Below are 20,890 nucleotides of genomic sequence, written 5' to 3'. Positions count from 1 at the left end.
TCGCGCGAGGGGCAATATTTTTATCGCTTCGAATGAAATTGTGTTGACAGGCTGCGAAGACACGCTAGAATAGCGGTCTTCGCATCGCAGCAAGCGAAACGTGCCCAGGTGGCGGAATTGGTAGACGCACTAGGTTCAGGTCCTAGCGGTGGCAACATCGTGGAGGTTCGAGTCCTCTCCTGGGCACCATCTGTTTTCTAAAAAGGTCGGCTTCTAGCCGGCCTTTTTTCATTTCAAGCCCAGGAAGCAAAGCGCTTGCTTGCTCCGAGCGGGGCGTCGAAAGGCTGCGCTTGCAAGCGTGACTCGGGTTACATATGTGCGACCCAGCCGTCTACTTCCTAAAAAAGCTCCTTCCAGTCGGCCCACCTGCATTTCCGGCATCTGGACGGGATCAGCCCGCGCAAACCCGCCCATCACAAGTGTTCGACGATGCACGTCGGTCGCCCCGCCGCGATGTTTGCGCACCTCGCTCGATGCCCAAACAAATCCGTCAAATTATTTTAGTTCGCGACCTCAAATCCTGTTGACAGCCGCCAAAGACGCGCTATAATCTCGCTTCTTTGCAGCAAGCAGCTACTGCAAAACGTGCCCAGGTGGCGGAATTGGTAGACGCACTAGGTTCAGGTCCTAGCGGTGGCAACATCGTGGAGGTTCGAGTCCTCTCCTGGGCACCATCTGTTTTCTAAAAAGGTCGGCTTCCAGCCGGCCTTTTTTCATTTCCGGCTCCGGAAAAACCTCCCCCCCTCATCTTCGCGAGCAGACCCAGCCGCTTCGATTTGCACCGCCAGCGCAAGCAAGCCGCGACGGCATGCTGCGAGTCCGGCAACAACCCATCGCCCCGGGTTCATGCCACCACCCACGCCACCTTTCGCCTGAACGACTGGGCTTCCGCGATCCATCCTCGATTCCGGACGCCCCGAACTACCATCCCCGCCCCACCCCAAACCGGGATTTCCCTAGGCTGACATGCCGGCGTTCACGCGGTTAAATAAATCAACGTGATTTATTTAATGCGCCGCTGCACGGCGCGCCATGGAAGGAGACGCCATGAGAAGCCCGCACTTCGGCCAGGGCAGCAATTCGGCCAACGTGCGCCGTTACAACGAGCGCCTGCTGCTGAAGACGCTGCGCCGCGCAGGCAGCGCGTCAAAGGCCGACCTCGCCCGCCTCGCGAACATGACGGGCACGGCGGTCGGCAGCATCATCACGTCGCTCGCCGACGCAAAGCTGATCGAATTCGCGGGCCGCACCGAAGGCCAGCGCGGTCAGCCGGCTTCGCTGATTCGCCTCGACCCGCGCGGCGCGTTCGGCATCGGCGTCCATCTCGATCGGATGCGCATCGAAACGGCGCTCGTCAACTTCGCGGGCGACGTGCTCGGCCGCCGCTCGCATGACACGCTGCTGCCTCCGCCTGCCGACGTGCTCGAGATCGTCCGCCACGACATCGAAGCGATGCAGGCCCTGCTCCCCGACCACGAGCGCGCCCGCCTGACCGGCATCGGTGTCGCGCAGCCCTACAACCTCGGCGCGTGGATGCGCGAACTCGGTCTCGCACCCGACACGTTCCGCGCATGGGAAGACGTCGATTTCGCCAGCGACCTCGGTCGCATGCTGTCGCTTCCGGTATTCGGCGAGAACGACGGCAACGCGGCCGCGATCGCCGAGCTGTTCTACGGATACGGCCGGCAGTGCGACGACTTCGTCTATCTGTTCATCGGGCCGGCGATCGGCGGCGGCATCGCGATCGACGGCGACTGCCTGCGCGGCGTGACCGGCAACGCGGGGGACATCGCCGTGATTCCCGTGCCGCCGAGCCGGCTCGCTTCCGCGCCGCCGCCGCGTGGCCCGTGGGACATCCTGCTCGCGCGCGCGTCGCTGCATGCGCTCGTGCGCCATCTGCGCCATCACGGCGAGACGGTCGACAACCGGGCCGATCTCGAAACCTGCATCGCTCGCGGCCTGCCCGCCGTCGACGAATGGATCGACGATTGCGTCGACGCGCTCGCACCTGCGTTGCGCGCGGTGCTGTGTGTGGTCGATGCGCCGGTGGTCGTGCTCGACGCCGATACCGACGCAGGCCTGCTCGACGCGGTCATAACACGCCTGCGTGCCGCGCTCGTGGCCACCGCGCCCGAAGCACGCGGCACGCCGGTGCTCGTACGCGGCACGTTCGGTGCCGACGCCGGCGCGATCGGCGCAGCCACGCTGCCGATGTATTTCAACTTCTCCCCGCGGGCCGGCATCCTCAAGGGCGCCCGCACCGACTCGCAGGAGGTCAACCATGTCGCGATCTGAGTCGCCCCGCCCGCTGCTCGAGATGCGCGGGATCAGCAAGACGTTCCCGGCCGTGCGCGCGCTCGACAACGTGAGCCTGACCGTCTATCCCGGCGAGATCCACTCGCTGATGGGCGAAAACGGCGCGGGCAAATCGACGCTGATGAAGATCCTGTCGGGCGCATACCGCGCCGACGCCGGCGGCGAGATCCTGATCGACGGCGAACGCATCGACATCGACGGCCCGCTTGCCGCACGCGATGCTGGCGTCGCGGTGATCTACCAGGAGCTGTGCCTGTCCCCGAACCTGAGCGTCGCGGAAAACATCTACATCGGCCGCGAATTGCGGCGCGGCAACCGGCGCTGGGGCACGATCGACCGCGCGGCGATGGCACGCGGCTGCGAGGACGTGCTCGCGCGCCTGGGCGCATCGTTCGGGCCCGACACGCTCGTCGGCACGCTGTCGATCGCGGAACAGCAGCTCGTCGAGATCGCGCGCGCCGTGCACACCCGCGCACGCATCCTCGTGATGGACGAGCCGACCACGCCGCTGTCGTCGCGCGAGACCGAACACCTGTTCCGCCTGATCCGCCAGTTGCGCGAGGAAGGTCTCGCGATCATCTACATCAGCCACCGGATGGCGGAGATCTACGAGTTGTCCGACCGTGTGTCGGTGCTGCGCGACGGCACGTATGTCGGCACGCTCGAGCGCGCATCGCTGTCGGCCGAGCGTCTCGTCGCGATGATGGTCGGCCGCGACATCTCCGGCTTTTACAAGAAGGAACACGCGCCGTACGACCCCGGCCACCTGCTGCTGTCGGTACGCGACATCGCCGACGGCGCGCGCGTGCGCGGCTGCAGCCTCGACCTGCACGCCGGCGAAGTGCTCGGCATCGCGGGGCTCGTCGGCGCCGGCCGCACCGAGCTCGCGCGGCTGATCTTCGGCGCGGAACCGCGCGTGCGCGGCAACGTGAAGGTGGGCGAACGCACATTTGGCGCGCACTCGCCGCGCGACGCGATCGACGCCGGGCTCGTCTATCTGACCGAAGACCGCAAGCGCCAGGGCCTGTTCCTCGACATGAGCGTACGCGACAACATCAACATCTCGGTATGCAACCGCGATGCGCGGCTCGGTGCGCTCGACCTCGCGCGCGGCGCCGAACGTGCACGCGACGCGATTGCATCGCTGTCGATCCGCGTCCCCCACGCGAACGTCAACGTCGGCGCGCTGTCAGGCGGCAACCAGCAGAAAGTGCTGCTGTCGCGCCTGCTCGAAACGAAGCCGCGCGTGCTGATCCTCGACGAACCGACGCGCGGCGTCGACATCGGCGCGAAATCCGAGATCTACCGGATCATCAACGAACTGGCCCGCGCCGGCGTGGGTGTGATCGTGATCTCGAGCGAACTGCCGGAGATCATCGGCGTCGCCGACCGGGTGCTCGTGATGCGCGAAGGCGAGATCGCGGGCGAACTCGGCGGCCACACGCATACGCCCATCACGCAGGAAGCCATCATCGCGCTCGCCACCGGCTCGCAGGCCGAACTCGCCGACGCGCACTGAGCCCGCCCTTTCAGTCCATTCTTACATTCAGGTTACCGACATGATCAACCCGACCAAGCAGCGGAACCTCGCTTCCGCGACGGCCCATCCGGTGGGCAACCGTACGCCGCTGTTGCGCGGCGCCGATCACCGCGCCCGCATGCAGTCGCTGATCCGCACCGCCGGCATGCTGCCGGTGCTGCTGGTTCTGTGCATCGGCTTCGGCTTCCTGACCGACGGATTCTTCACGCTGCAGAACCTGTCGATCGTCACGCAGCAGGCGTCGATCAACATCGTGCTCGCCGCCGGCATGACCTTCGTGATCCTGACGGGCGGCATCGACCTGTCGGTCGGCTCGGTGCTCGCCGCCGCGGCCGTCGCGGCGCTGCTCGCGTCGACCATTCCGGGCTGGGGCTGGCTCGGCGTACCGTTCGCGCTCATCGTCGGCCTCGTGTTCGGCGCGATCAACGGCGGCCTGATCTCGTTCCTGCGCCTGCCGCCGTTCATCGTCACGCTCGGCGCGATGACGGCCGTGCGCGGCGTTGCGCGCCTGATCGGCAACGACACCACCGTGTTCAATCCGCAGTTGCCGTTCGCGTTCATCGGCAACGGCACGATCCTCGGTGTGCCCTGGCTCGTCGTCATCGCGTGCGCGGTCATCGCGATCTCGTGGTTCATCCTGCGCCGCACGGTGCTCGGGATGCGCATCTATTCGGTGGGCGGCAATCCGGAAGCCGCGCGCCTGTCGGGCATCAACGTGCGCGCGATCCAGATGTTCGTCTATGCGGCGTCGGGCCTGCTCGCCGGGCTCGGCGCGGTGATGTCGGCCGCGCGGCTTTATGCGGCAAACGGCCTGCAGCTCGGCCAGTCGTACGAACTCGACGCGATCGCCGCGGTGATCCTCGGCGGCACGAGCTTCGTCGGCGGCGTCGGCTCGATCGTCGGCACGCTGATCGGTGCGCTGATCATCGCGGTACTGACGAACGGCCTCGTACTGCTCGGCGTGTCCGACATCTGGCAGTACATCATCAAGGGGCTCGTGATCATCGGCGCCGTTGCGCTCGATCGCTATCGCCAGCGCGACTCTGCACGCACCTGACCCTTCCCGTCGATTCAACCTTGCGGCGCAGGCCGGTTCGCCTGCGCCCGTTCACCAACAACTCGGAGACACAACGACATGATCAAGCACAAAGCCGCCCTGACCGCCGTCGCCTGCGCACTCGCCTTCGGCGCTTCCGCCGCACACGCGGCCGACAAGCCGCTCAAATCGATCGGCGTCACCGTCGGGTCGCTCGGCAATCCGTACTTCGTCACGATCGTCAAGGGTGCCGAAGCACGCGCCAGGCAGCTCAATCCGAATGCGAAGGTCACGGCCGTCTCGGCCGACTACGACCTGAACAAGCAGTTCACGCAGATCGACAACTTCATCTCCGCGCACGTCGACATGATCCTGCTCAACGCGACCGATCCGAAGGCGATCGAGCCGGCGGTGAAGAAAGCGCAGGCAGCCGGCATCACGGTCGTCGCGGTCGACGTCGCCGCGGCCGGCGCAAACGCGACCGTGCAGACCAACAACGTGAAGGCCGGCGAACTCGCGTGCGACTACATCGCGAAGAAACTCAACGGCAAGGGCAACGTGATCATCGAGAACGGCCCGCAGGTATCGGCCGTGATCGATCGCGTCAACGGCTGCAAGGCCGTGCTCGCGAAAAACGCCGGCATCAAGCTGCTGTCGAGCGACCAGGACGGCAAGGGTTCGCGCGAAGGCGGGATGAATGCGATGCAAGGCTACCTGACGCGCTTTCCGAAGCTCGACGCGGTGTTCACGATCAACGACCCGCAGGCGATCGGCAGCGACCTCGCCGCGAAGCAGCTGAACCGTCCGGGCATCGTGATCACGTCGGTCGACGGCGCACCCGACATCGAGGTCGCGCTCAAGTCCAACACGCTCGTGCAGGCGTCGTCGAGCCAGGATCCCTGGGCCATGGCGCAGCAGGCGGTCAACGTCGGCTACGGGATCATGAACGGCCAGAAGCCGGCCAATCCGATGATCCTGATCGAGCCGACGCTCATCACGCGCGACAACGTGAAGACCTACAAGGGCTGGAGCTCGCCGCGCTGATCGCGCCGCCTGTCCGCCCGCGCAATCGGGCGGTGCGGGGCCGTGTCGCCATGCGCGACGGCCCCGCACTGCCCGCCTTTTCGGATCAACCGCTGTACGGCCGTGCGCAACGCCACGGCACAAGGTTTCGACATGACGACGACGTTCCCCCGCCTGATCGTATTCGGCGAAGCGCTGACCGATTTCATCCGCGACGACGCGCAGCACTGGCACAGCATCGCCGGCGGCTCATGCTGGAACGTCGCGCGCGTCGGCGCGCGACTCGGCGTGCCGACGGCCTTCGCCGGCACGGTCAGCCGCGACATCTTCGGCGATGAACTGATGCGCAAGAGTGCCGACGCCGGGCTCGACCTGCGCTTCATCCGGCAGGTCGATCGTGCGCCGCTGCTCGCGATGGTCGTGTCGAAGCAGCCGCCCCACTATTTCTTCATCGGCGAGAACAGCGCCGATCTCGCGTTCGATCCGGCGGACCTGCCCGCCGGTGCGCTCGATGCGGCCGAGATCGTGCACGTCGGCTCGCTCGGCGTCGTGCGCGAGCCGCTCGCGGCACGCCTGATCGAAGTCGCGCAGGCCGCGCGAACGGCCGGCAAGCGAATCTCGTTCGACCCGAACTTCCGTGCGCCGATGGCCGCGCCGTCGTATCGCGACACGCTGCGCCGGCTGGCCGGGCTCGCCGACTGGATCAAGGTGTCCGACGAGGATCTGCGCGGGCTGTTTCCCGAACTCGATGAAGCCGCCGCGCTCGCGCAACTGCGCACGTGGGCGCCCGACGCAACGATGCTCGTCACGCGCGGCGCATCGGGCATGCAGCTCCTGCATCGCGACACCGTGCTGTTCCAGCCCGCGTTCCCGACCGAGGTGGCCGACACCGTCGGCTGCGGCGACGCGAGCATCGGCGGCTGGCTCGCAAGCCAGCTGGCGCGTCCCGACGCGTCAGCCGCCGAGCATCTGCGCTACGCGGCCGCGTGCGCGGCAGTCGCCTGTGCGCATGCAGGCGCCTATGCGCCGACGGCGGCCGAGGTGAACGACATGATCGACCGCACTGCCGATACTGCAGTTTCGCAATAGCACGTACCGGCGCACCGCCCCGTCACGCGGCGGTCGTTCCGCCGCTGCCGTCCGGCGGCGTCCCGGCCTGCAGCAGCTGCAGGCTCTCGTCGACGCTCAGTTCGGACATCGCATCGTCGTGAAGCGTATCGTCGGCCGCGCGGCGCAATGCATGCAGGGTGTGCACCTTGAGCCGCACGAGCGCGAGCCGCAACCCGCGCGCCGCGCATTCGGCCGCAAAGGTGCGCAACGATTCAATCGTCGTGCCGTCGACATCCGGCGTTTCCTCGAGGCTCAGCATCACGGTATGCGTGTCCGGCGCGGCCTTCATCAACGCACGCACACGGTTCAACATCCGGTCCGCATTCGCAAAGAACAGCTGCGCCTCGGGCCGCACGATCAGCACGCCCGGCACCGGCTTCGCGTCGGCGTGGCTCGCGACGTCGACGAAATCATGGCTGTCGCGCAGCCTGCCGAGCACGCTGACGTTCGGCTCGGACAACTTGCGCAGCGTCAGCAGCAGGCTCACGCCGATGGCCGCGAGCAGCCCGTGCAGCACACCGAGCACGAGCACCGCGAGCAGCGCGGCGATCACGACGAGCCGGTCGCGATGCCAGGCCCAGTACGGCCGGAATACCGACGGATGCAGCGAGTGGCTGACCGCGAAGATCACGATCGCCGCGAGCACGGGCTCCGGCGTGCGCGCAAGCTGCGGCAGCAGCAGCCACACGATCAGCGCGACCACGCCCGCCGCCCACAGGCCCGCGAAGCGCGACTGCGCGCCGGCCGCTTCGTTCGCCGAGGTCGCCGAATAACCGGCGCCGACCGGCATCCCGTGCAGCAGGCCCGACACGAGATTCGCGCAGCCGAGCGCGACGAGGTCGCGGTTCGGCGACACGCTGTCGCCATGCTTCAGTGCGAAATTGCGGATCGATCCGTACGACTCCGCATACAGGATCAGCATCAGCGCGAACGCAAGCTCGACGGTCTGCATCCATGCGTTGCGGTCGAGGGTCGGCAGGCCGAACTCGATATGCCGGAAGTCGATATGGCCGACGATCGCAATGCCGTATCGCTGCCAGTCGACCGCATAACCGGCCGCGATCGACAGCACGATCACGACGAGCGTCGCGGGCACCCGCGCGCTCCGCCCGAGTGTGAACAGCAACGCCAGCGCGGTCGCGCCGAGCACGACGCTCGCGAGATTCGCGTGCGGCGCGCCGCTGATCAGGTCGAGCGCGACATGCGGCGCATCGCTGTGCTGCACGGAAATCGCGAGAATCTTCGGCAACTGCTTGATGACGATCGTCAGCGCGAGGCCGAACGTGAAGCCGCGCAGTACCGGCCGCGCGACGAAATCCGACATGCCGCCGAGCCGCGCGGCACCCGCCAGGATGAACAGCACGCCCGTCATCGCGACGAGCGCCGCCGCCAGCGCGAGCTGCGCGGCAAGCGCCATTCCCGACTCCGCGAGCACGGTCGCCGCGAGCACGGCAGCCGACGACGACGTCGACGACACGATCGCGAAACGGCTGCTGCCGGTGAGCGCATAGACGACGAGCCCCGACAGCAACGCGATGAGACCGGCCTGCGGCGGCAGGTTGGCCAGCCCCGCGTACGCGACCGCCTCGGGGATCAGCAAGCCCGCGATCGACAGGCCGGCCAGCGCGTCGAGGCCGATGCGCCGCGCCGGCGGCGGCGCGGCCGCGTCGAGCGCGGAGAAATGCTCGGCATGCTGCGGGCCGGCATCGGGGCGGATCGGGGCGGTCGTCATGAAGTGCTCAGGGCCTGACGGCGATGACGCCCGACCAGCCGGGCAGATAGCGTGCATCCTGCTCGTGTGCGCGATGCAGCGCGATATCGAGCGCCTTCGCGAAGTTCTTGCGGATCTGGTCGAGCGACACGTGCTGGCGCAGGTAGTCGGCCCACAGGAATTCGCTGAACGGCGTCGCGTCCTTCGCGTAGCCGCCCGCGGTGCGCAGCTCGCCGGCGAGGCTGCGGTACGGATCGTCCACCAGCCCCGTCAGCGCCTTCGGCAGATTCGCGTAGTCGCGGCGTGTGCCGTCCGCGCCGAACGGATGCACCCACTGGTTGTGTTCCATCATCCGCCAGAAGATCGTGTCGTCGAGCCACGACAGGTCCTTCAGCAGCATCGCGTTCACGCGCGCCTCGCCTTCCTCGATCAGTGCGAGGCCGAGATGATGATGATCGGTGATGTAGTGCAGCCCGCCCGGGCCGAGCACGGCCGGGAACCAGTGCGATTCGATCGCGGTCTTGCGCGCGCGCTTGCTGAGCCCCTTCCAGTGCTTGCGCTTCGCCTTGACTTCGCGATAGCCGACCGTCATCTGCGTGGGCCGCAGATCTTCCAGCTTGACGGGAATCAGGTGAACATCGGTGCCGAGTGCCATGGTCGTACCCCATGTAGCGAAATTCCGGCAACGATACTCCTGATCGCACGAGCCGTTAATACGTCATGACCTCGATGCGCATCCGGTTGACGATCCATGAAAACTGCCCGTGTACGCACGCGCCGCACTACACGCGCAGGTCGTTGCGTTCGAGACGATGTCGAATGTAAGGAATGCCATCGTGCACGACGCTCACCCGGCGCATCCCGAGCTTGCGCGCGACGTTCAACGAGCCGCCGTTGGCCTCCGCAATATCGGCGATCACGCGCGGCAGGCGCACGGTGGCGAAGGCGTGGTGCACGACGGCCGACGCGGCCTCGCTCGCGATGCCGCGCCCCCATGTTGCACGCACCAGCCGCCAACCGATCTCGACGTCGCGCGCGCCGTCCGCATAGTCCGGAATCAGCAGGATCCAGCCGATGAACGCATCGGGCGCGGCCTTCTCGAAGATCGACCAGTAGCCGAGGCCCGGCGGATAGTCGCGCGTGATCCGGTGCGTGACGAAGCGCCGGTGCTCGACGGGATCGTGCCACGGGCCCGCGATGTGCCGCGTGACCTCGGGATCGCGATCCATCGCGATGCAGGCGTCGAGATCGGCCAGTACGCGCGGACGCAGCCACAGCCGCGCGGTTTCGAGCACGGGCAGCGTGGCGGCGGAAGGTTCAGTCATCTGGACTCCTGATTCGGTGACGATGCGCACCGGACGCATTACAAAACAGATACAAACGGCCTTCCGGAATGATACAGATGCCTGTCGCCGGTTTCGCGCGCCGCCGTTGCCGAATCCGAAACAGTTCATTTCCTAGGGATTATTCCCGATTCGGCGTTATCGCGCCCCACATCGCCAGGCGCCGCGGCCTACACTCGATCCATGCCCCCGCACCGCGCGCAAGCCGGGCCGGCATCCGCATGCACATCGTAAGCGCGCAAGCCAACGAGGAGACTTCGGACATGAGCTGGACCCGCGAACAACGCAACGTGACAATCGCCGCCTACCTGGGCTGGACACTCGATGCGTTCGATTTCTTCCTGATGGTCTTCGTGCTGAAGGACATCGCCGCCGAATTCGGATCGACGATTCCCGCCGTCGCGTTCGCGCTCACGTTGACACTCGCGATGCGTCCGCTAGGCGCGCTGATCTTCGGCCGGCTCGCCGACCGCTTCGGCCGCCGCCCGACGCTGATGGTCAACATCGCGTGCTACTCGCTGCTCGAGCTCGCATCGGGTTTCGCGCCGAGCCTGACCGCACTGCTCGTGCTGCGCGCGCTGTTCGGCGTCGCGATGGGCGGCGAATGGGGGGTCGGCTCCGCGCTGACGATGGAAACCGTGCCGACCCATGCACGCGGCTTCGTGTCGGGACTGCTGCAGGCCGGCTATCCGAGCGGCTACCTGCTCGCGTCCGTCGTGTTCGGCCTGTTCTACCAGTACATCGGCTGGCGCGGGATGTTCATGGTCGGCGTGCTGCCCGCGCTGCTCGTGCTGTACGTGCGCGCCCACGTGCCCGAATCGCCGGCGTGGAAGCAGATGGAGAAACGCCCGCGCCCGAGCCTCGGGGCCACGCTGCAGCAGAACTGGAAGCTCACGATCTACGCGATCGTGCTGATGACCGCGTTCAACTTCTTCTCGCACGGCACGCAGGATCTCTATCCGACGTTCCTGCGCGAACAGCATCATTTCGATCCCCATACCGTGTCGTGGATCACGATCGTGCTGAACATCGGTGCCATCGTCGGCGGCCTGTCGTTCGGCTCGATCTCGGAGCGGATCGGCCGGCGTCGTGCCATCTTCATCGCTGCATTGATCGCCCTGCCCGTGCTGCCGCTGTGGGCATTCTCGAGCGGCCCGGTTGCCCTCGCCGCGGGGGCGTTCCTGATGCAGATCTCGGTGCAGGGTGCGTGGGGCGTGATCCCGGTTCACCTGAACGAAATCTCGCCCGACGAGATCCGCGCGACCTTCCCCGGCGTCGTCTACCAGCTCGGCAACCTGCTCGCGTCGGGCAACGCGACGATGCAGGCCTCGCTCGCCGTTTCGCACAACAACAACTACAGCTTCGCGCTCGCGCTCGTGGCCGGCATCGTCGCCGTCGCGATCGCCGTGCTGATCCTGTTCAGCCGCGAGCGGCGCGGCATCGACATGACGCAATCGGTCAATACGCGTAGCACGGTCGCCTGATCCCGCGCATTGCCGCATTGCACCATCGCGCGTGCCCCGCCCTGTCGAAGGCGCGCGCGATACTTTCCGCATTCGCACATCGAACTAGAGGAATTTGTCCAGATTCCCCGCTTGCCCGCTCCGCTCGCCCTTTTTTATCTTAATAAAAACGACTGTTTGAATCAGATAATCAAATCACCAGTTCGCGGCCGGGCGACCGGCATGGGAGGCGGGACATGGCAGTAAGTCAGGAGGGGCGGCCATCCGCGGGACGGCCGTCCGGGGCACGGTCATCCGGCACTCGGCAGACCGGCGGGACGAAGGCGCGCATCCTCGATGCGGCCGAGGACCTGTTCATCGAGCATGGCTTCGAGGCGATGTCGATGCGCCAGATCACCTCGCGCGCGGCGGTCAACCTCGCCGCGGTCAACTACCACTTCGGCAGCAAGGAAGCGCTGATCCACGCGATGCTGTCGCGCCGGCTCGACCAGCTCAACCAGGAACGCCTCGGTATCCTCGACCGCTTCGATGCGCAACTCGGCACGCACATCACCTGCGAGCACGTGCTCGGCGCGATGTTCATTCCCGCGCTGAAGGCATCGCGCAATCCCGAACGCGGCGGGCCCGGATTCCTGCGGCTGATCGGCCGCGCGTACACCGATCCGTCGCCGTTCGTGCGCAACTTCCTGACCGCACACTACGCAAGCGTCGCGGGCCGCTTCTTCGACGCGTTCCAGCGCGCGTTGCCGCACCTGCCGCGCACGGAGCTCGGCTGGCGGCTGCACTTCGCGATCGGCGCACTGTCCGGCGCGCTCGCAGGCGCCGAAACGGAAAGCCTGATCGACGAGTTCTCGCAAGGCCGCACGATGAACGACGTGCAGATGATCGCGCGGCTGTCGTCGCTGATCGTCGCCGCGCTGAAAGCGCCGATGCCCGACAGCGCGCAACTGTCGATCTTCGCGGCCGTGCTCGACGATGCAGGCGCAAGCGAGGCGTTCGGGCTGCCGTCGTCGGGCGCGGCCACCGCCGATACGGCGTCGCTGCATTCCACGAACTGAGCGCGCGAGGCCACGCGCGGCTTCCTGTTCACGATTTGATTGAAACGCGCGGTCATGCGGAGCGCCGAGGCGCCCCGTCGATCGACCGTGCGGCACGGGGCACGGGCCGGCGCTGAAGCGCCGGCCTTCGCCGAGAGCAAAGACCGGAGACATGTCATGTCATCTTCCGCAGCAACCGCAGCGGCCCAGGTTCCGCCGAACACCGACGGCATCTGGTACGCGTCATATCCGCCCGGCGTCCCGCACGACATCGACGTCACGCAATACGCATCGCTCGTGCAGTTCTTCGACGAATGCACGAGCCGCTTCGCCGAGCGCGTCGCCTATGTGAGCGCGGGCGCATCGATGACCTATCGCACGCTCGCGCAGAAAGTCGACGCGTTCGCGTCGTATCTGCAAAGCCTCGGCGTCAAACCCGGCGACCGCGTCGCGATCATGCTGCCGAACACGTTCCAGTACCCGGTCGCGCTGTTCGGCACGCTGAAAGCCGGTGCGATCGTCGTCAACGTCAATCCGCTCTATACCGCGCGCGAACTCGCGCACCAGCTGAAGGACAGCGGCGCGCAGACGATCGTCGTGTTCGAGAATTTCGCGCGCACGCTGCAGGATGCGCTGCCGGAAACGCAGGTGAAGAACATCGTCGTCACCGCGCTCGGCGACCTCCTCGCCGACGGCTTCAATGCGAAAGGACGCCTGATCAATTTCGTGCTGAAGCACGTGAAGAAACTCGTGCCGGCCTACCACCTGCCGCAGGCCATCCGGTTGCGCTCCGCCCTCGCGCTCGGTGCGCGAGGCAAGCCGCAGCCCGTGCAGACGACACGCGACGATCTCGCATTCCTGCAATACACGGGCGGCACGACGGGCGTCGCGAAAGGCGCGATGCTCACGCACGGCAACCTGATCGCGAACCTGCTGCAGGCGAAGGCCTGGATCGCCGACCAGGTATCGGGCGACGTCGAAACCGTGCTCACGCCGCTGCCGCTGTATCACATCTATTCGCTGACGGTGAACGCATTCATCTTCATGGGGCTCGGCGGGCGCAACATCCTGATCGCGAACCCGCGCGACATGACGATGGTGATGAAGATCATCCGCAACGAGACGTTCACCGGGATCACCGGCATCAACACGCTGTACAACGCGTTCCTCGACAACGAGGAATTCCGCAAGCGCGATTTCTCGAAGCTGAAGCTCGCGATGGCGGGCGGGATGGCGATGCAGCGTGCGGTCGCGGAACGCTTCCAGCAGGTGACGGGCCGGCCGGTCGTCGAAGGCTACGGCCTGACCGAATGCTCGCCGATCGTCACGATGAACCCCGTCAACCTGAACGACATGGCCGCGTTCAGCGGTTCGATCGGCCTGCCCGCGCCGTCCACCGTCGTGCGCTTTCGCCGTGAGGACGGCACCTGGGCGCCCGTCGGCGAGCCGGGCGAGCTGTGCGTGCACGGCCCGCAGGTGATGCGCGGCTACTGGCAGCGCCCCGACGAGACGGCCAAGGTGATCGACGCCGATGGTTGGCTCGGCACCGGCGACATCGGCGTGATGGACGAACGCGGCTTCATCCGCCTGATCGACCGCAAGAAGGACATGATCCTCGTGTCGGGCTTCAACGTGTATCCGAACGAGATCGAGGAAGTGCTGGTGATGCATCCGGGCATCAGCGAAGCCGCGGCGATCGGCATTCCGGACGAGGTACAGGGCGAACGGATCAAGGTGTTCGTCGTGCGCCGCGACCCGTCGCTGACGACCGACGATGTGCTCGCGCACTGCCGCAAGAACCTCACCGGCTACAAGATGCCGAAATTCGTCGAGTTCCGCGACGCGCTGCCGCAGACGAACGTCGGCAAGATCCTGCGCCGCGCGCTGCGCGACGAAGAACTCGCCAAAATCAAGGCCGCGAAGCAAGGTTGAACGATCCGTCGCCCAGGGAGACGCCGTCGATGAACGAAGGAAAGAAGCACCACGCGCGGCATGCCGCCGCCGTGGCAGTCGCCTGCCTGCTGTCGCTCGGACAGGCGGGCCTGCATGCACAGGAAACGGCCGACGCCGCAAGCGCGGCCGCGGGCGTCGCGCTGCCGGCGGACCTCGCGAAAGTCGCGCGCGAGCCGGTTGCGCAGCAGGCGCGCTGGCTGCGCACGGCCGCACAGCGCGGCACGCTCGCGCAACTCGACGACGCGACGCTCACGGCGCTCTTCAAGGCACTCGATCCGCTCGCCGTGCCGCTCTATATCCGCAACGGCCCCAACGGCTATCCGTCGTACCAGTTCACGATGGTGCGCCAGGAGCGCATCAGCGGAAAGTGGTCCGATACGCCCGACCGCATGCTCGTGAAGACCACCCGCGAGCCGCTGCGCGTCTATGCGAAATGGCTGCCAGGCGGTGCGCATGCCGGACAGGAGACCATCTACGACACGACGCAGCGCAAGGACGAAATGTACGGGCACCTCGGCGGCCTGCTCGGCAAGATTCCGCTGTGGACGGCACTCGACGGCGCACTCGCACGCGCGCAGTCGAATCACCAGGTGAAGGATCTCGGTACCGAGTTCATCACGAACCTGTACCTGACCGAAGGGAAGAAATACGTGGAAGCCGGCGTGCAGCGGCCGACCGATGTGGAAGCCAGGACGATCGGCGGCGTGCGCGTGGTCGCGCTCACCTACGAAACACCGACCGGCCGACCGCAGTTCTACGCGAAGAAGGAAGTCCTCGGGCTCGATCTGCACGCGCCCTATTTCCGGACCGTCGAGTCCTATGACAACGACGGCAAGATCTTCGAGCGGATCGTCATCGAGAAAATCGCGCCGGCGACGCTAGACGACACCGCATTCGACCCGAAAAACCCCGACTACGCGTTCTGATGCGCGCCGGCGGGGCTGGCCTCGGGCTCAATCGTCATCGTCGTCGCCGTGGTGCCGGTGCCAATGCTTGTAATAGTGCTTGCGCCACTTGCGATAGCGATCGTCGTCCTCGTCGCCGTAGTAGCCGTATCCATAGCCCGGATAGGCGACCACGGCCGGCTGCGGCGCCACATAGACCGGCGCCGGCTGGACATAGACCGGCGCGACCGGTACGCCGATGCCGACCGACAGGTCGACATGCCCCGCCATCGCACTGCCGGAAGCCAGCAACGCCACAACCCCGACCCACCCTGCCCATCGTCTCTTGTCCATGTTCTGAATCCCTGATATACCGGCCCGCCCGGCTCGCGCAGCTAATGTACGCGTCGCGCGGAAACCAAGGTGCTACGGCGCTGCGAGAGTCGTAACGCGGCGTAACGAAATGGTATTGGCCGTTCGGCCGAATCGCGAAAATGCGCTGGAACGTCTATAGTGGGTTACGGTTCGACACAATCACGACTGCGCGTTTCCCGATTGAACAGGGTAGAATCCCGCCAAACACCTTGTGGACGAACACGCCACACACACGCACAACATATTCTCTGACGCAGGCTCCTGCCGCACCTCAATGGCCAATCCCGCAGAATCCCATCCGCAAAACGACTTCATCAATTCGGCGCGCAAGGAACGTAAGCGCGTTGAAATCTATCTCGTCAACGGCATTCGTCTGACGGGGTGTATCGAGTCGTTCGACCAGTACCTGGTGATGCTGCGCACCCCCGTGGGTCTGCAAGGCATCTACAAGCGCGCGATTTCCACGATCCAGCTCGACACGGGCGGCTCGCGCCCGGGCGGCAGCGGCGGCCCCCGCGGGCCGCGCACCGGCGGGCGCCCGGGCGGCCGTGAAGGCGGCGGTCACAGCCCTTACGGCTCGCACGGCGGCCCGCGTGAATCGCGCGGCGACGGCGGCTACGGCTCCCGCGAACCGCGTGAAGGCTATGGCTCGCGCGAACCGCGCGAGGGTTACGGCTCGCGTGAGCCGCGTGAAGGCTACGGCGCCCCGCGCGAACCCCGTGAACCGCGCGAAAGCTACGGCGCACCGCGCGATGCCGGCGACGCATCCGGCAACGCTTCGCCGTCGGATTCCCGCGGCGGCAACGGGCCGGTGATCGTGACGCGCCGCCGGCGAATCGTGCCGGACGGCCAGTAAAACAAAAGGGCAAGCCAACCGGCTTGCCCTTTTTACTTGTGCGGCCGGCGCGGCATGTCGCCGCACCGCTGCCGGGTTCAGCGTGCCGTCGTCGGCAAGCCGGCGTCGGCCTCCCGCTGCAACGAACGCACCTGCTGCTGCAACGCCCGCAGTTGCGACTGAAGCTCGGCCTGCTGTGCCTGCAATGCGGCCGTCTCGTTACGTACGCTCTTCTGACGATCCGCGACTGCCGCCTGCTGCTGGCGTGCGATCGAGATATCCGCCTGCAGACGCCGCGCTCGATCCTGCGTGACTTCGATCTGCTTGTCCATCTGCGCCTTCTGCGATTCCAGCTTCGCTGCCCGCAGTTCGTTTACGGCCAGTCGCTCCGCCTGGTGCGAGAAATCGCGGTAGATCGCTTCCGCACGCGATTCGTCGTAAGTCTTGATCACGCGCCAGAACGCCTTCTGCTGGAACAGCGCGACGAAATACGCGCCGTCCTTTACGTTGAACAGCAGGCTCGCACCGTAGCTGCCGTTGTAGCTCGTGCGCATTTCCGTCAGCGAGTGCGCCTGGATCTGGCGCTGCAGGTCGTCGACCGTGCTCGGCCCCGTCGACTCACCTGCCTGCGGCTGCACCGACGTCTGGACCTGCGGATCGACCACCGGAATCGCAGCCACCGGCGCCGACGCCTGCTGTACTGCCGGCGACCCGCTGTCCGCCAGGCTCTGCGCATAAGCGCCCTGCATGCCTCCCACCACGGCGAGCAACACGCACGCCTTTCCCAACCCCGTCATATGGCTCATGAAGTTCTATTCCCGCCCGTGTCGTTGTAATTCAGCGCGATTTTATCTCATTAATTACTCACTTTCGCGGGTCTCGGGCTCCTCGTCGAAGATCTGATATTTGCGCATTTTTTCCCACAATACCTTGCGGCTGATACCGAGCTGCTGCGCCGTATCCTGACGCCGCCAGCCGTTGGCGTCGAGCGCCGCAATCACGCGGTTGCGCTCGTTCATGTCCCACTTGCTGCGATCGACGAAGACCTCGGCCGCGCTCTCCGCCGGTACCGGCTGCGCCGAACTGCGCGCATGCGCGATCAACCGCTGCAGCCGCGCGGCATCCCACCCGCCCGTCTGCCGCACCGTCACACCGACGCGCTCGGCGAGGTTGCGCAGTTCGCGCACGTTGCCGGGGAAATAGCTGTCCGCGACAGAATCCGTCAGCCAGTACGGCAGATCGGACAACTGCGCGAGCCGTGCCTCGCCGACCACCTGTGCGACGAACGACTTGAACAGCGCGATCTTGTCGACGGCACCGCGCTCTTCCAGCGACGGAATGCTCAGCTCGATCACCGCGAGCCGGTAGTAGAGATCGGCGCGGAACAGGCCATCCTTCACGAGTTGCGGCAGCTTCTTGTTGCTCGCCGCGACCAGGCGGAAATCGACCTTGACCGGCGACGTTGCGCCGACGCGCAGCACCGCGCCGTCCTCGAGCACGCGCAGCAGCTTGACCTGCTGGTACAGCGGCAGATCGCCGACTTCGTCGAGGAACAGCGTGCCGCCGCCCGCCTGTTCGAAATAGCCTTTATGCGCAACAACCGCGCCCGTGAACGATCCTTTCGCATGACCGAAGAACAGCGATTCGAACAGGCCGTCGGGAATCGCACCGCAGTTCACCGGCACGAATTCGCCGTGCCGGTAGCGCGAATGCTTTTCGTGCAGCAGTTGCGCGATGCGCTCCTTGCCGACGCCGGTTTCTCCGTGCAGCAGCACGTTGGTGTCGCAGTCGGCGAATGTATCGACTTCGTGCAGGAGTGCCTGCATCGATTCCGAGTGCGCGACGAGTTCGGTCGGATGCGACGTTTCGGCCGTATGCGCCCGCAACTGCGTGACGAGCTTGCCGATCATGCCGCGCAGCTCGGCGCACGTGAAATCGAGCGGCAGGATGTGCGAATACTCGGGCGGATACTGCGAAGCGTCGTGATCGCGCGCCGCGCCGACCCAGACGACCGGCATGCCGATGTTGGCCTGCCAGTCGCGCAGGAACGCTGCGCCGATTTCGATCATCGTCACGCTGATGATCGCCAGTGACGGTCGCAATGCGGCGCGCTCGGGCGAGATCTCCGCGTTGTCGGCGCGGATCACTTCGACGTCGAAGCTCGCCATGCACCGGGCGACGCGGTCGACAATGTCCGCCTTGCCTTCCCAGACGTACAGGTCGAGCTCTTCGATTGCGGGCGTGGTTCTCATTGTTGATGCTTTCAATGAACGATTTGCGGGGCGTTGCAAGTCAGGCCATGTTGAATCACGGTCACCTGGCCGATTTGCAATCCTAATGCCGTCAACAACGGCGTGACCAACACATTGAGCAACGGATTGACGAGCCCGACCAGCAAAGGAATGAGCTGCCCCGTAAGCGGCTGAAGAATCTGGGTCAAGATCGATAGATCCAGTCCGGCGACGTTGAGCTGGATCGACGTTCCCCCCAAGAGATTGGCCAGCTGCACGTTGAGCGAGTTGGTCGCTGTCGACGATGTGGTCCAATTGGGTCCCGGAGACCACGCGGACGACGTGCATGCACCGTTACTCGGCTTGGTGTTGCAGAACGAGTATTGCGAATTGTTCTGATACAAGACGCCCGTCCCCGACAACGGCAGGCTGGCGCTCAGCGCGCCTGGGGTCGAAGGCAATGGCGGGCCGCTGTAGATCGGCGTGCTGGTGCTACTCCCAACGTACGCGACGGGGTTCGACAACGATAGACTGAGTTGAAGAAGCGAAAAATTCCCGAGTAACCCTGCTCCCGACAGCTTCGCCACGGGAATCGTGCCGGTGCTGGACGCACAGCTCGGGGAATTGAGGTTCAGCGTTCCCCCCGTATTTTGTCCGGCGCAAATCATCGCCACGCCCGGCAATACGCCAAACGTCGCGGTGCTCGACGCCGGGGTCGATTTACAACTCGTATTGGCCAACCAGGCGCGACCCGGGCCGCCCAGAATGACGTAGAGCGGCAAATGCGGTCCCGAAAGCTGAAGCGTCAACAGGCCGGGAATGCCCAGCGGGGGCGGATCCGACAGCACCTGCACATCGACGTAGAGCCCGATCTCCGCTTGCGACGCCTGCGTGCGCCATATGCCGTTCACTTGTCCGGCTTCGCCAATTCCGATCGACGGCGGCGCCAGCACCTGCAATTGCAGACTATTGACTCGGACCAGCGTCGACACCGCCGAAATGAGCGGACAAAGCGCACTGCCGGGGCAGCTTGCTTGACCGACCGATAGCGTCAGCGCGCTGTCATATGCACCGATCTGAGCCGTCGTGAGCAACAACTGCAGCACATTGATACTCGCATTCGCCGCCGCCTCCGCATTGCTGCCCGAGTACTGGAGGAGACTCCCAAGCGAGATCTTATTGAGATTGACGTTGGCGCCAACGCTATTGCTTAGCGCGGTGAGCACCGTGCCCACCGTGGTATTGCTGCCCACCGCCGTGGCGGCGAGATTCAGGATATCCGAGACGGTCAGGTTGAGGCCGAGCAACTTCCCGACGCTGGCTGGACTCGACATGCCCGCCGTGCCGAGTTGGGTTGCGACATTCGCCAACTGCCCCAGCGTGACGTTCGCTCCGGCCAAGGCCTGGTAATTGGCCAGACCGACGTTGACGTTGGCCGAGGCACCCAGCAACCCCGTGAGTAGCGGATCGAGTATCGCGGACGTAGAGGAATTCAGGCTCGCAAGCGTCGAACCCACGCTAAACGTGTCGATCGCCGCCGCACGTGCGGTAGCCGTCGCGGAGACAATCGCCTGCCGCCCGCTCAACTGGTTCAGCAGCCCCAGGAAGTAGTAGTTCACCTGCCGGTACGCCGTCACCTGCGCCGCATTCGCCGCAGTCGACGCGGGCGTCACATAGGCAGTCGACGAATCCCAACTCCCGCAGCTGACGGCAATCTGATCGTTTCCCGTGGAAGGACTTGCCGTCGCCGTCGCGCTGATCAACGTGAACGCATAACCCTTGTCGTTGATGTTCGCACTCGCCGTCACATTGTTTTTTGCATCGTTCAGGCAGCCGCTTGGATCGCTCGTCATCGGCTGCACTGCCGCCAATGCAGCCAGGTCAACGATCCGTTGCAGATCCCGCTTCTGCAAATACAGATTCGCGATGTCGATCACCCCGAGCACGATGATCGCGATCGTGAGCCAGATCGCAGCCATGACCAATATGGAGCCGCGTTGACGTTGTTTGCCCGGCCAGCGAGCGCCGCGCCA

Annotated in this window: 17 protein-coding genes and 2 tRNA genes; 12 read left to right on the top strand and 7 right to left on the bottom strand. The window is 65.6% G+C overall.

What is annotated here, in order from left to right; genetic code table 11:
- Positions 1–102: 102 nt before the first annotated feature.
- The 7 genes from PQB87_RS08240 to PQB87_RS08210 all read left to right on the top strand — a co-directional run bounded on the left by PQB87_RS08240 (position 103) and on the right by PQB87_RS08210 (position 7,004).
- Positions 103–189: transfer RNA gene (locus PQB87_RS08240), tRNA-Leu, on the top strand.
- 398 nt (positions 190–587) lie between these two features.
- Positions 588–674 (top strand) — tRNA-Leu (locus tag PQB87_RS08235).
- Positions 675–1,047: 373 nt separating this feature from the next.
- Positions 1,048–2,295, top strand: a complete 1,248-nt coding sequence (locus PQB87_RS08230; RefSeq protein WP_489242797.1) for an ROK family protein — start codon at positions 1,048–1,050, stop codon at positions 2,293–2,295.
- Positions 2,282–3,835, top strand: a complete 1,554-nt coding sequence (locus PQB87_RS08225) for a sugar ABC transporter ATP-binding protein (protein WP_021161551.1) — start codon at positions 2,282–2,284, stop codon at positions 3,833–3,835. Before PQB87_RS08230 ends, PQB87_RS08225 begins: the two co-directional genes overlap by 14 nt.
- Before the next feature lie 40 nt (positions 3,836–3,875).
- Positions 3,876–4,913, top strand: coding sequence for an ABC transporter permease subunit (locus PQB87_RS08220; RefSeq protein WP_059682757.1), 1,038 nt, complete (start codon positions 3,876–3,878; stop codon positions 4,911–4,913).
- A 78-nt stretch (positions 4,914–4,991) separates the two neighbouring features.
- A complete protein-coding gene (locus tag PQB87_RS08215; RefSeq protein WP_021161549.1) occupies positions 4,992–5,936 on the top strand; it encodes an ABC transporter substrate-binding protein in 945 nt (314 codons plus the stop codon).
- Positions 5,937–6,068: 132 nt separating this feature from the next.
- On the top strand, positions 6,069–7,004 hold the full coding sequence (locus PQB87_RS08210) for a carbohydrate kinase family protein (RefSeq protein ID WP_059682858.1): 936 nt from the start codon (positions 6,069–6,071) through the stop codon (positions 7,002–7,004).
- Positions 7,005–7,026: 22 nt separating this feature from the next.
- On the opposite strand, the gene PQB87_RS08205 is transcribed toward PQB87_RS08210, so the two are convergent.
- The 3 genes from PQB87_RS08205 to PQB87_RS08195 all read right to left on the bottom strand — a co-directional run bounded on the left by PQB87_RS08205 (position 7,027) and on the right by PQB87_RS08195 (position 10,061).
- Positions 7,027–8,757 (bottom strand): SulP family inorganic anion transporter, encoded by a 1,731-nt coding sequence (locus PQB87_RS08205; RefSeq protein ID WP_111942041.1) that lies wholly within the window; start codon positions 8,755–8,757, stop codon positions 7,027–7,029.
- A gap of 7 nt (positions 8,758–8,764) precedes the next feature.
- Positions 8,765–9,391, bottom strand: a complete 627-nt coding sequence (locus PQB87_RS08200) for a ParB-like protein (protein ID WP_059682760.1) — start codon at positions 9,389–9,391, stop codon at positions 8,765–8,767.
- Between the two features lie 127 nt (positions 9,392–9,518).
- The gene (locus tag PQB87_RS08195; RefSeq protein ID WP_489242796.1) at positions 9,519–10,061 is read right to left on the bottom strand and encodes a GNAT family N-acetyltransferase; all 543 of its coding nucleotides are present in this window, start codon (positions 10,059–10,061) and stop codon (positions 9,519–9,521) included.
- Between the two features lie 281 nt (positions 10,062–10,342).
- On the opposite strand from PQB87_RS08195, the gene PQB87_RS08190 reads away from it, so the two are divergent.
- From PQB87_RS08190 to PQB87_RS08175, 4 genes are all read left to right on the top strand, one after another.
- Positions 10,343–11,563 carry an MFS transporter gene (locus tag PQB87_RS08190; protein ID WP_059682762.1) on the top strand — a complete coding sequence of 407 codons (1,221 nt, stop codon included), beginning with the start codon at positions 10,343–10,345 and terminating at the stop codon, positions 11,561–11,563.
- A gap of 215 nt (positions 11,564–11,778) precedes the next feature.
- Entirely contained in the window at positions 11,779–12,600 is an 822-nt protein-coding gene (locus PQB87_RS08185) for a TetR/AcrR family transcriptional regulator (RefSeq protein ID WP_233343455.1), read from the top strand.
- Between the two features lie 156 nt (positions 12,601–12,756).
- On the top strand, positions 12,757–14,511 hold the full coding sequence (locus tag PQB87_RS08180; protein WP_059682765.1) for an AMP-binding protein: 1,755 nt from the start codon (positions 12,757–12,759) through the stop codon (positions 14,509–14,511).
- Positions 14,512–14,540: 29 nt separating this feature from the next.
- Positions 14,541–15,458, top strand: a complete 918-nt coding sequence (locus PQB87_RS08175; RefSeq protein WP_021161542.1) for a DUF1571 domain-containing protein — start codon at positions 14,541–14,543, stop codon at positions 15,456–15,458.
- A gap of 27 nt (positions 15,459–15,485) precedes the next feature.
- Here the strand turns inward: PQB87_RS08175 and PQB87_RS08170 are convergent, their stop codons facing one another.
- On the bottom strand, positions 15,486–15,770 hold the full coding sequence (locus PQB87_RS08170) for a hypothetical protein (RefSeq protein ID WP_111942037.1): 285 nt from the start codon (positions 15,768–15,770) through the stop codon (positions 15,486–15,488).
- 295 nt (positions 15,771–16,065) lie between these two features.
- Between PQB87_RS08170 and hfq the strand changes: the two genes are divergently transcribed.
- Positions 16,066–16,647 (top strand): RNA chaperone Hfq, encoded by a 582-nt coding sequence (hfq, locus tag PQB87_RS08165; protein ID WP_048020710.1) that lies wholly within the window; start codon positions 16,066–16,068, stop codon positions 16,645–16,647.
- A 77-nt stretch (positions 16,648–16,724) separates the two neighbouring features.
- Here hfq and PQB87_RS08160 read toward each other — a convergent pair whose 3' ends face one another.
- The 3 genes from PQB87_RS08160 to PQB87_RS08150 are packed head-to-tail and all read right to left on the bottom strand — an operon-like array spanning position 16,725 to position 20,836.
- Positions 16,725–17,432: a DUF2968 domain-containing protein gene (locus tag PQB87_RS08160; protein ID WP_027787660.1), complete on the bottom strand. Its 708-nt coding sequence runs from the start codon at positions 17,430–17,432 to the stop codon at positions 16,725–16,727.
- Positions 17,433–17,486: 54 nt separating this feature from the next.
- On the bottom strand, positions 17,487–18,878 hold the full coding sequence (locus tag PQB87_RS08155; protein ID WP_048020714.1) for a sigma 54-interacting transcriptional regulator: 1,392 nt from the start codon (positions 18,876–18,878) through the stop codon (positions 17,487–17,489).
- An 11-nt stretch (positions 18,879–18,889) separates the two neighbouring features.
- On the bottom strand, positions 18,890–20,836 hold the full coding sequence (locus PQB87_RS08150; RefSeq protein WP_489242795.1) for a TadG family pilus assembly protein: 1,947 nt from the start codon (positions 20,834–20,836) through the stop codon (positions 18,890–18,892).
- Positions 20,837–20,890: the final 54 nt, after the last annotated feature.

The sequence above is a fragment of the Burkholderia sp. KL41 genome (assembly GCF_057005415.2).
This window is presented reverse-complemented; position numbering and strand designations above follow the sequence as displayed.

Coding starts and splice junctions, on each gene's coding strand:
- PQB87_RS08215 (WP_021161549.1), top strand. CDS start 4,992: ATGATCAAGCACAAAGCCGCCCTGACCGCCGTCGCCTGCGCACTCGCC.
- PQB87_RS08225 (WP_021161551.1), top strand. CDS start 2,282: ATGTCGCGATCTGAGTCGCCCCGCCCGCTGCTCGAGATGCGCGGGATC.
- PQB87_RS08160 (WP_027787660.1), bottom strand. CDS start 17,432: ATGAGCCATATGACGGGGTTGGGAAAGGCGTGCGTGTTGCTCGCCGTG.
- PQB87_RS08185 (WP_233343455.1), top strand. CDS start 11,779: ATGGCAGTAAGTCAGGAGGGGCGGCCATCCGCGGGACGGCCGTCCGGG.
- PQB87_RS08170 (WP_111942037.1), bottom strand. CDS start 15,770: ATGGACAAGAGACGATGGGCAGGGTGGGTCGGGGTTGTGGCGTTGCTG.
- PQB87_RS08175 (WP_021161542.1), top strand. CDS start 14,541: ATGAACGAAGGAAAGAAGCACCACGCGCGGCATGCCGCCGCCGTGGCA.
- PQB87_RS08230 (WP_489242797.1), top strand. CDS start 1,048: ATGAGAAGCCCGCACTTCGGCCAGGGCAGCAATTCGGCCAACGTGCGC.
- PQB87_RS08210 (WP_059682858.1), top strand. CDS start 6,069: ATGACGACGACGTTCCCCCGCCTGATCGTATTCGGCGAAGCGCTGACC.
- PQB87_RS08180 (WP_059682765.1), top strand. CDS start 12,757: ATGTCATCTTCCGCAGCAACCGCAGCGGCCCAGGTTCCGCCGAACACC.
- PQB87_RS08200 (WP_059682760.1), bottom strand. CDS start 9,391: ATGGCACTCGGCACCGATGTTCACCTGATTCCCGTCAAGCTGGAAGAT.
- PQB87_RS08155 (WP_048020714.1), bottom strand. CDS start 18,878: ATGAGAACCACGCCCGCAATCGAAGAGCTCGACCTGTACGTCTGGGAA.
- PQB87_RS08195 (WP_489242796.1), bottom strand. CDS start 10,061: ATGACTGAACCTTCCGCCGCCACGCTGCCCGTGCTCGAAACCGCGCGG.
- PQB87_RS08205 (WP_111942041.1), bottom strand. CDS start 8,757: ATGACGACCGCCCCGATCCGCCCCGATGCCGGCCCGCAGCATGCCGAG.
- PQB87_RS08150 (WP_489242795.1), bottom strand. CDS start 20,836: ATGGCTGCGATCTGGCTCACGATCGCGATCATCGTGCTCGGGGTGATC.
- PQB87_RS08220 (WP_059682757.1), top strand. CDS start 3,876: ATGATCAACCCGACCAAGCAGCGGAACCTCGCTTCCGCGACGGCCCAT.
- PQB87_RS08190 (WP_059682762.1), top strand. CDS start 10,343: ATGAGCTGGACCCGCGAACAACGCAACGTGACAATCGCCGCCTACCTG.
- hfq (WP_048020710.1), top strand. CDS start 16,066: ATGGCCAATCCCGCAGAATCCCATCCGCAAAACGACTTCATCAATTCG.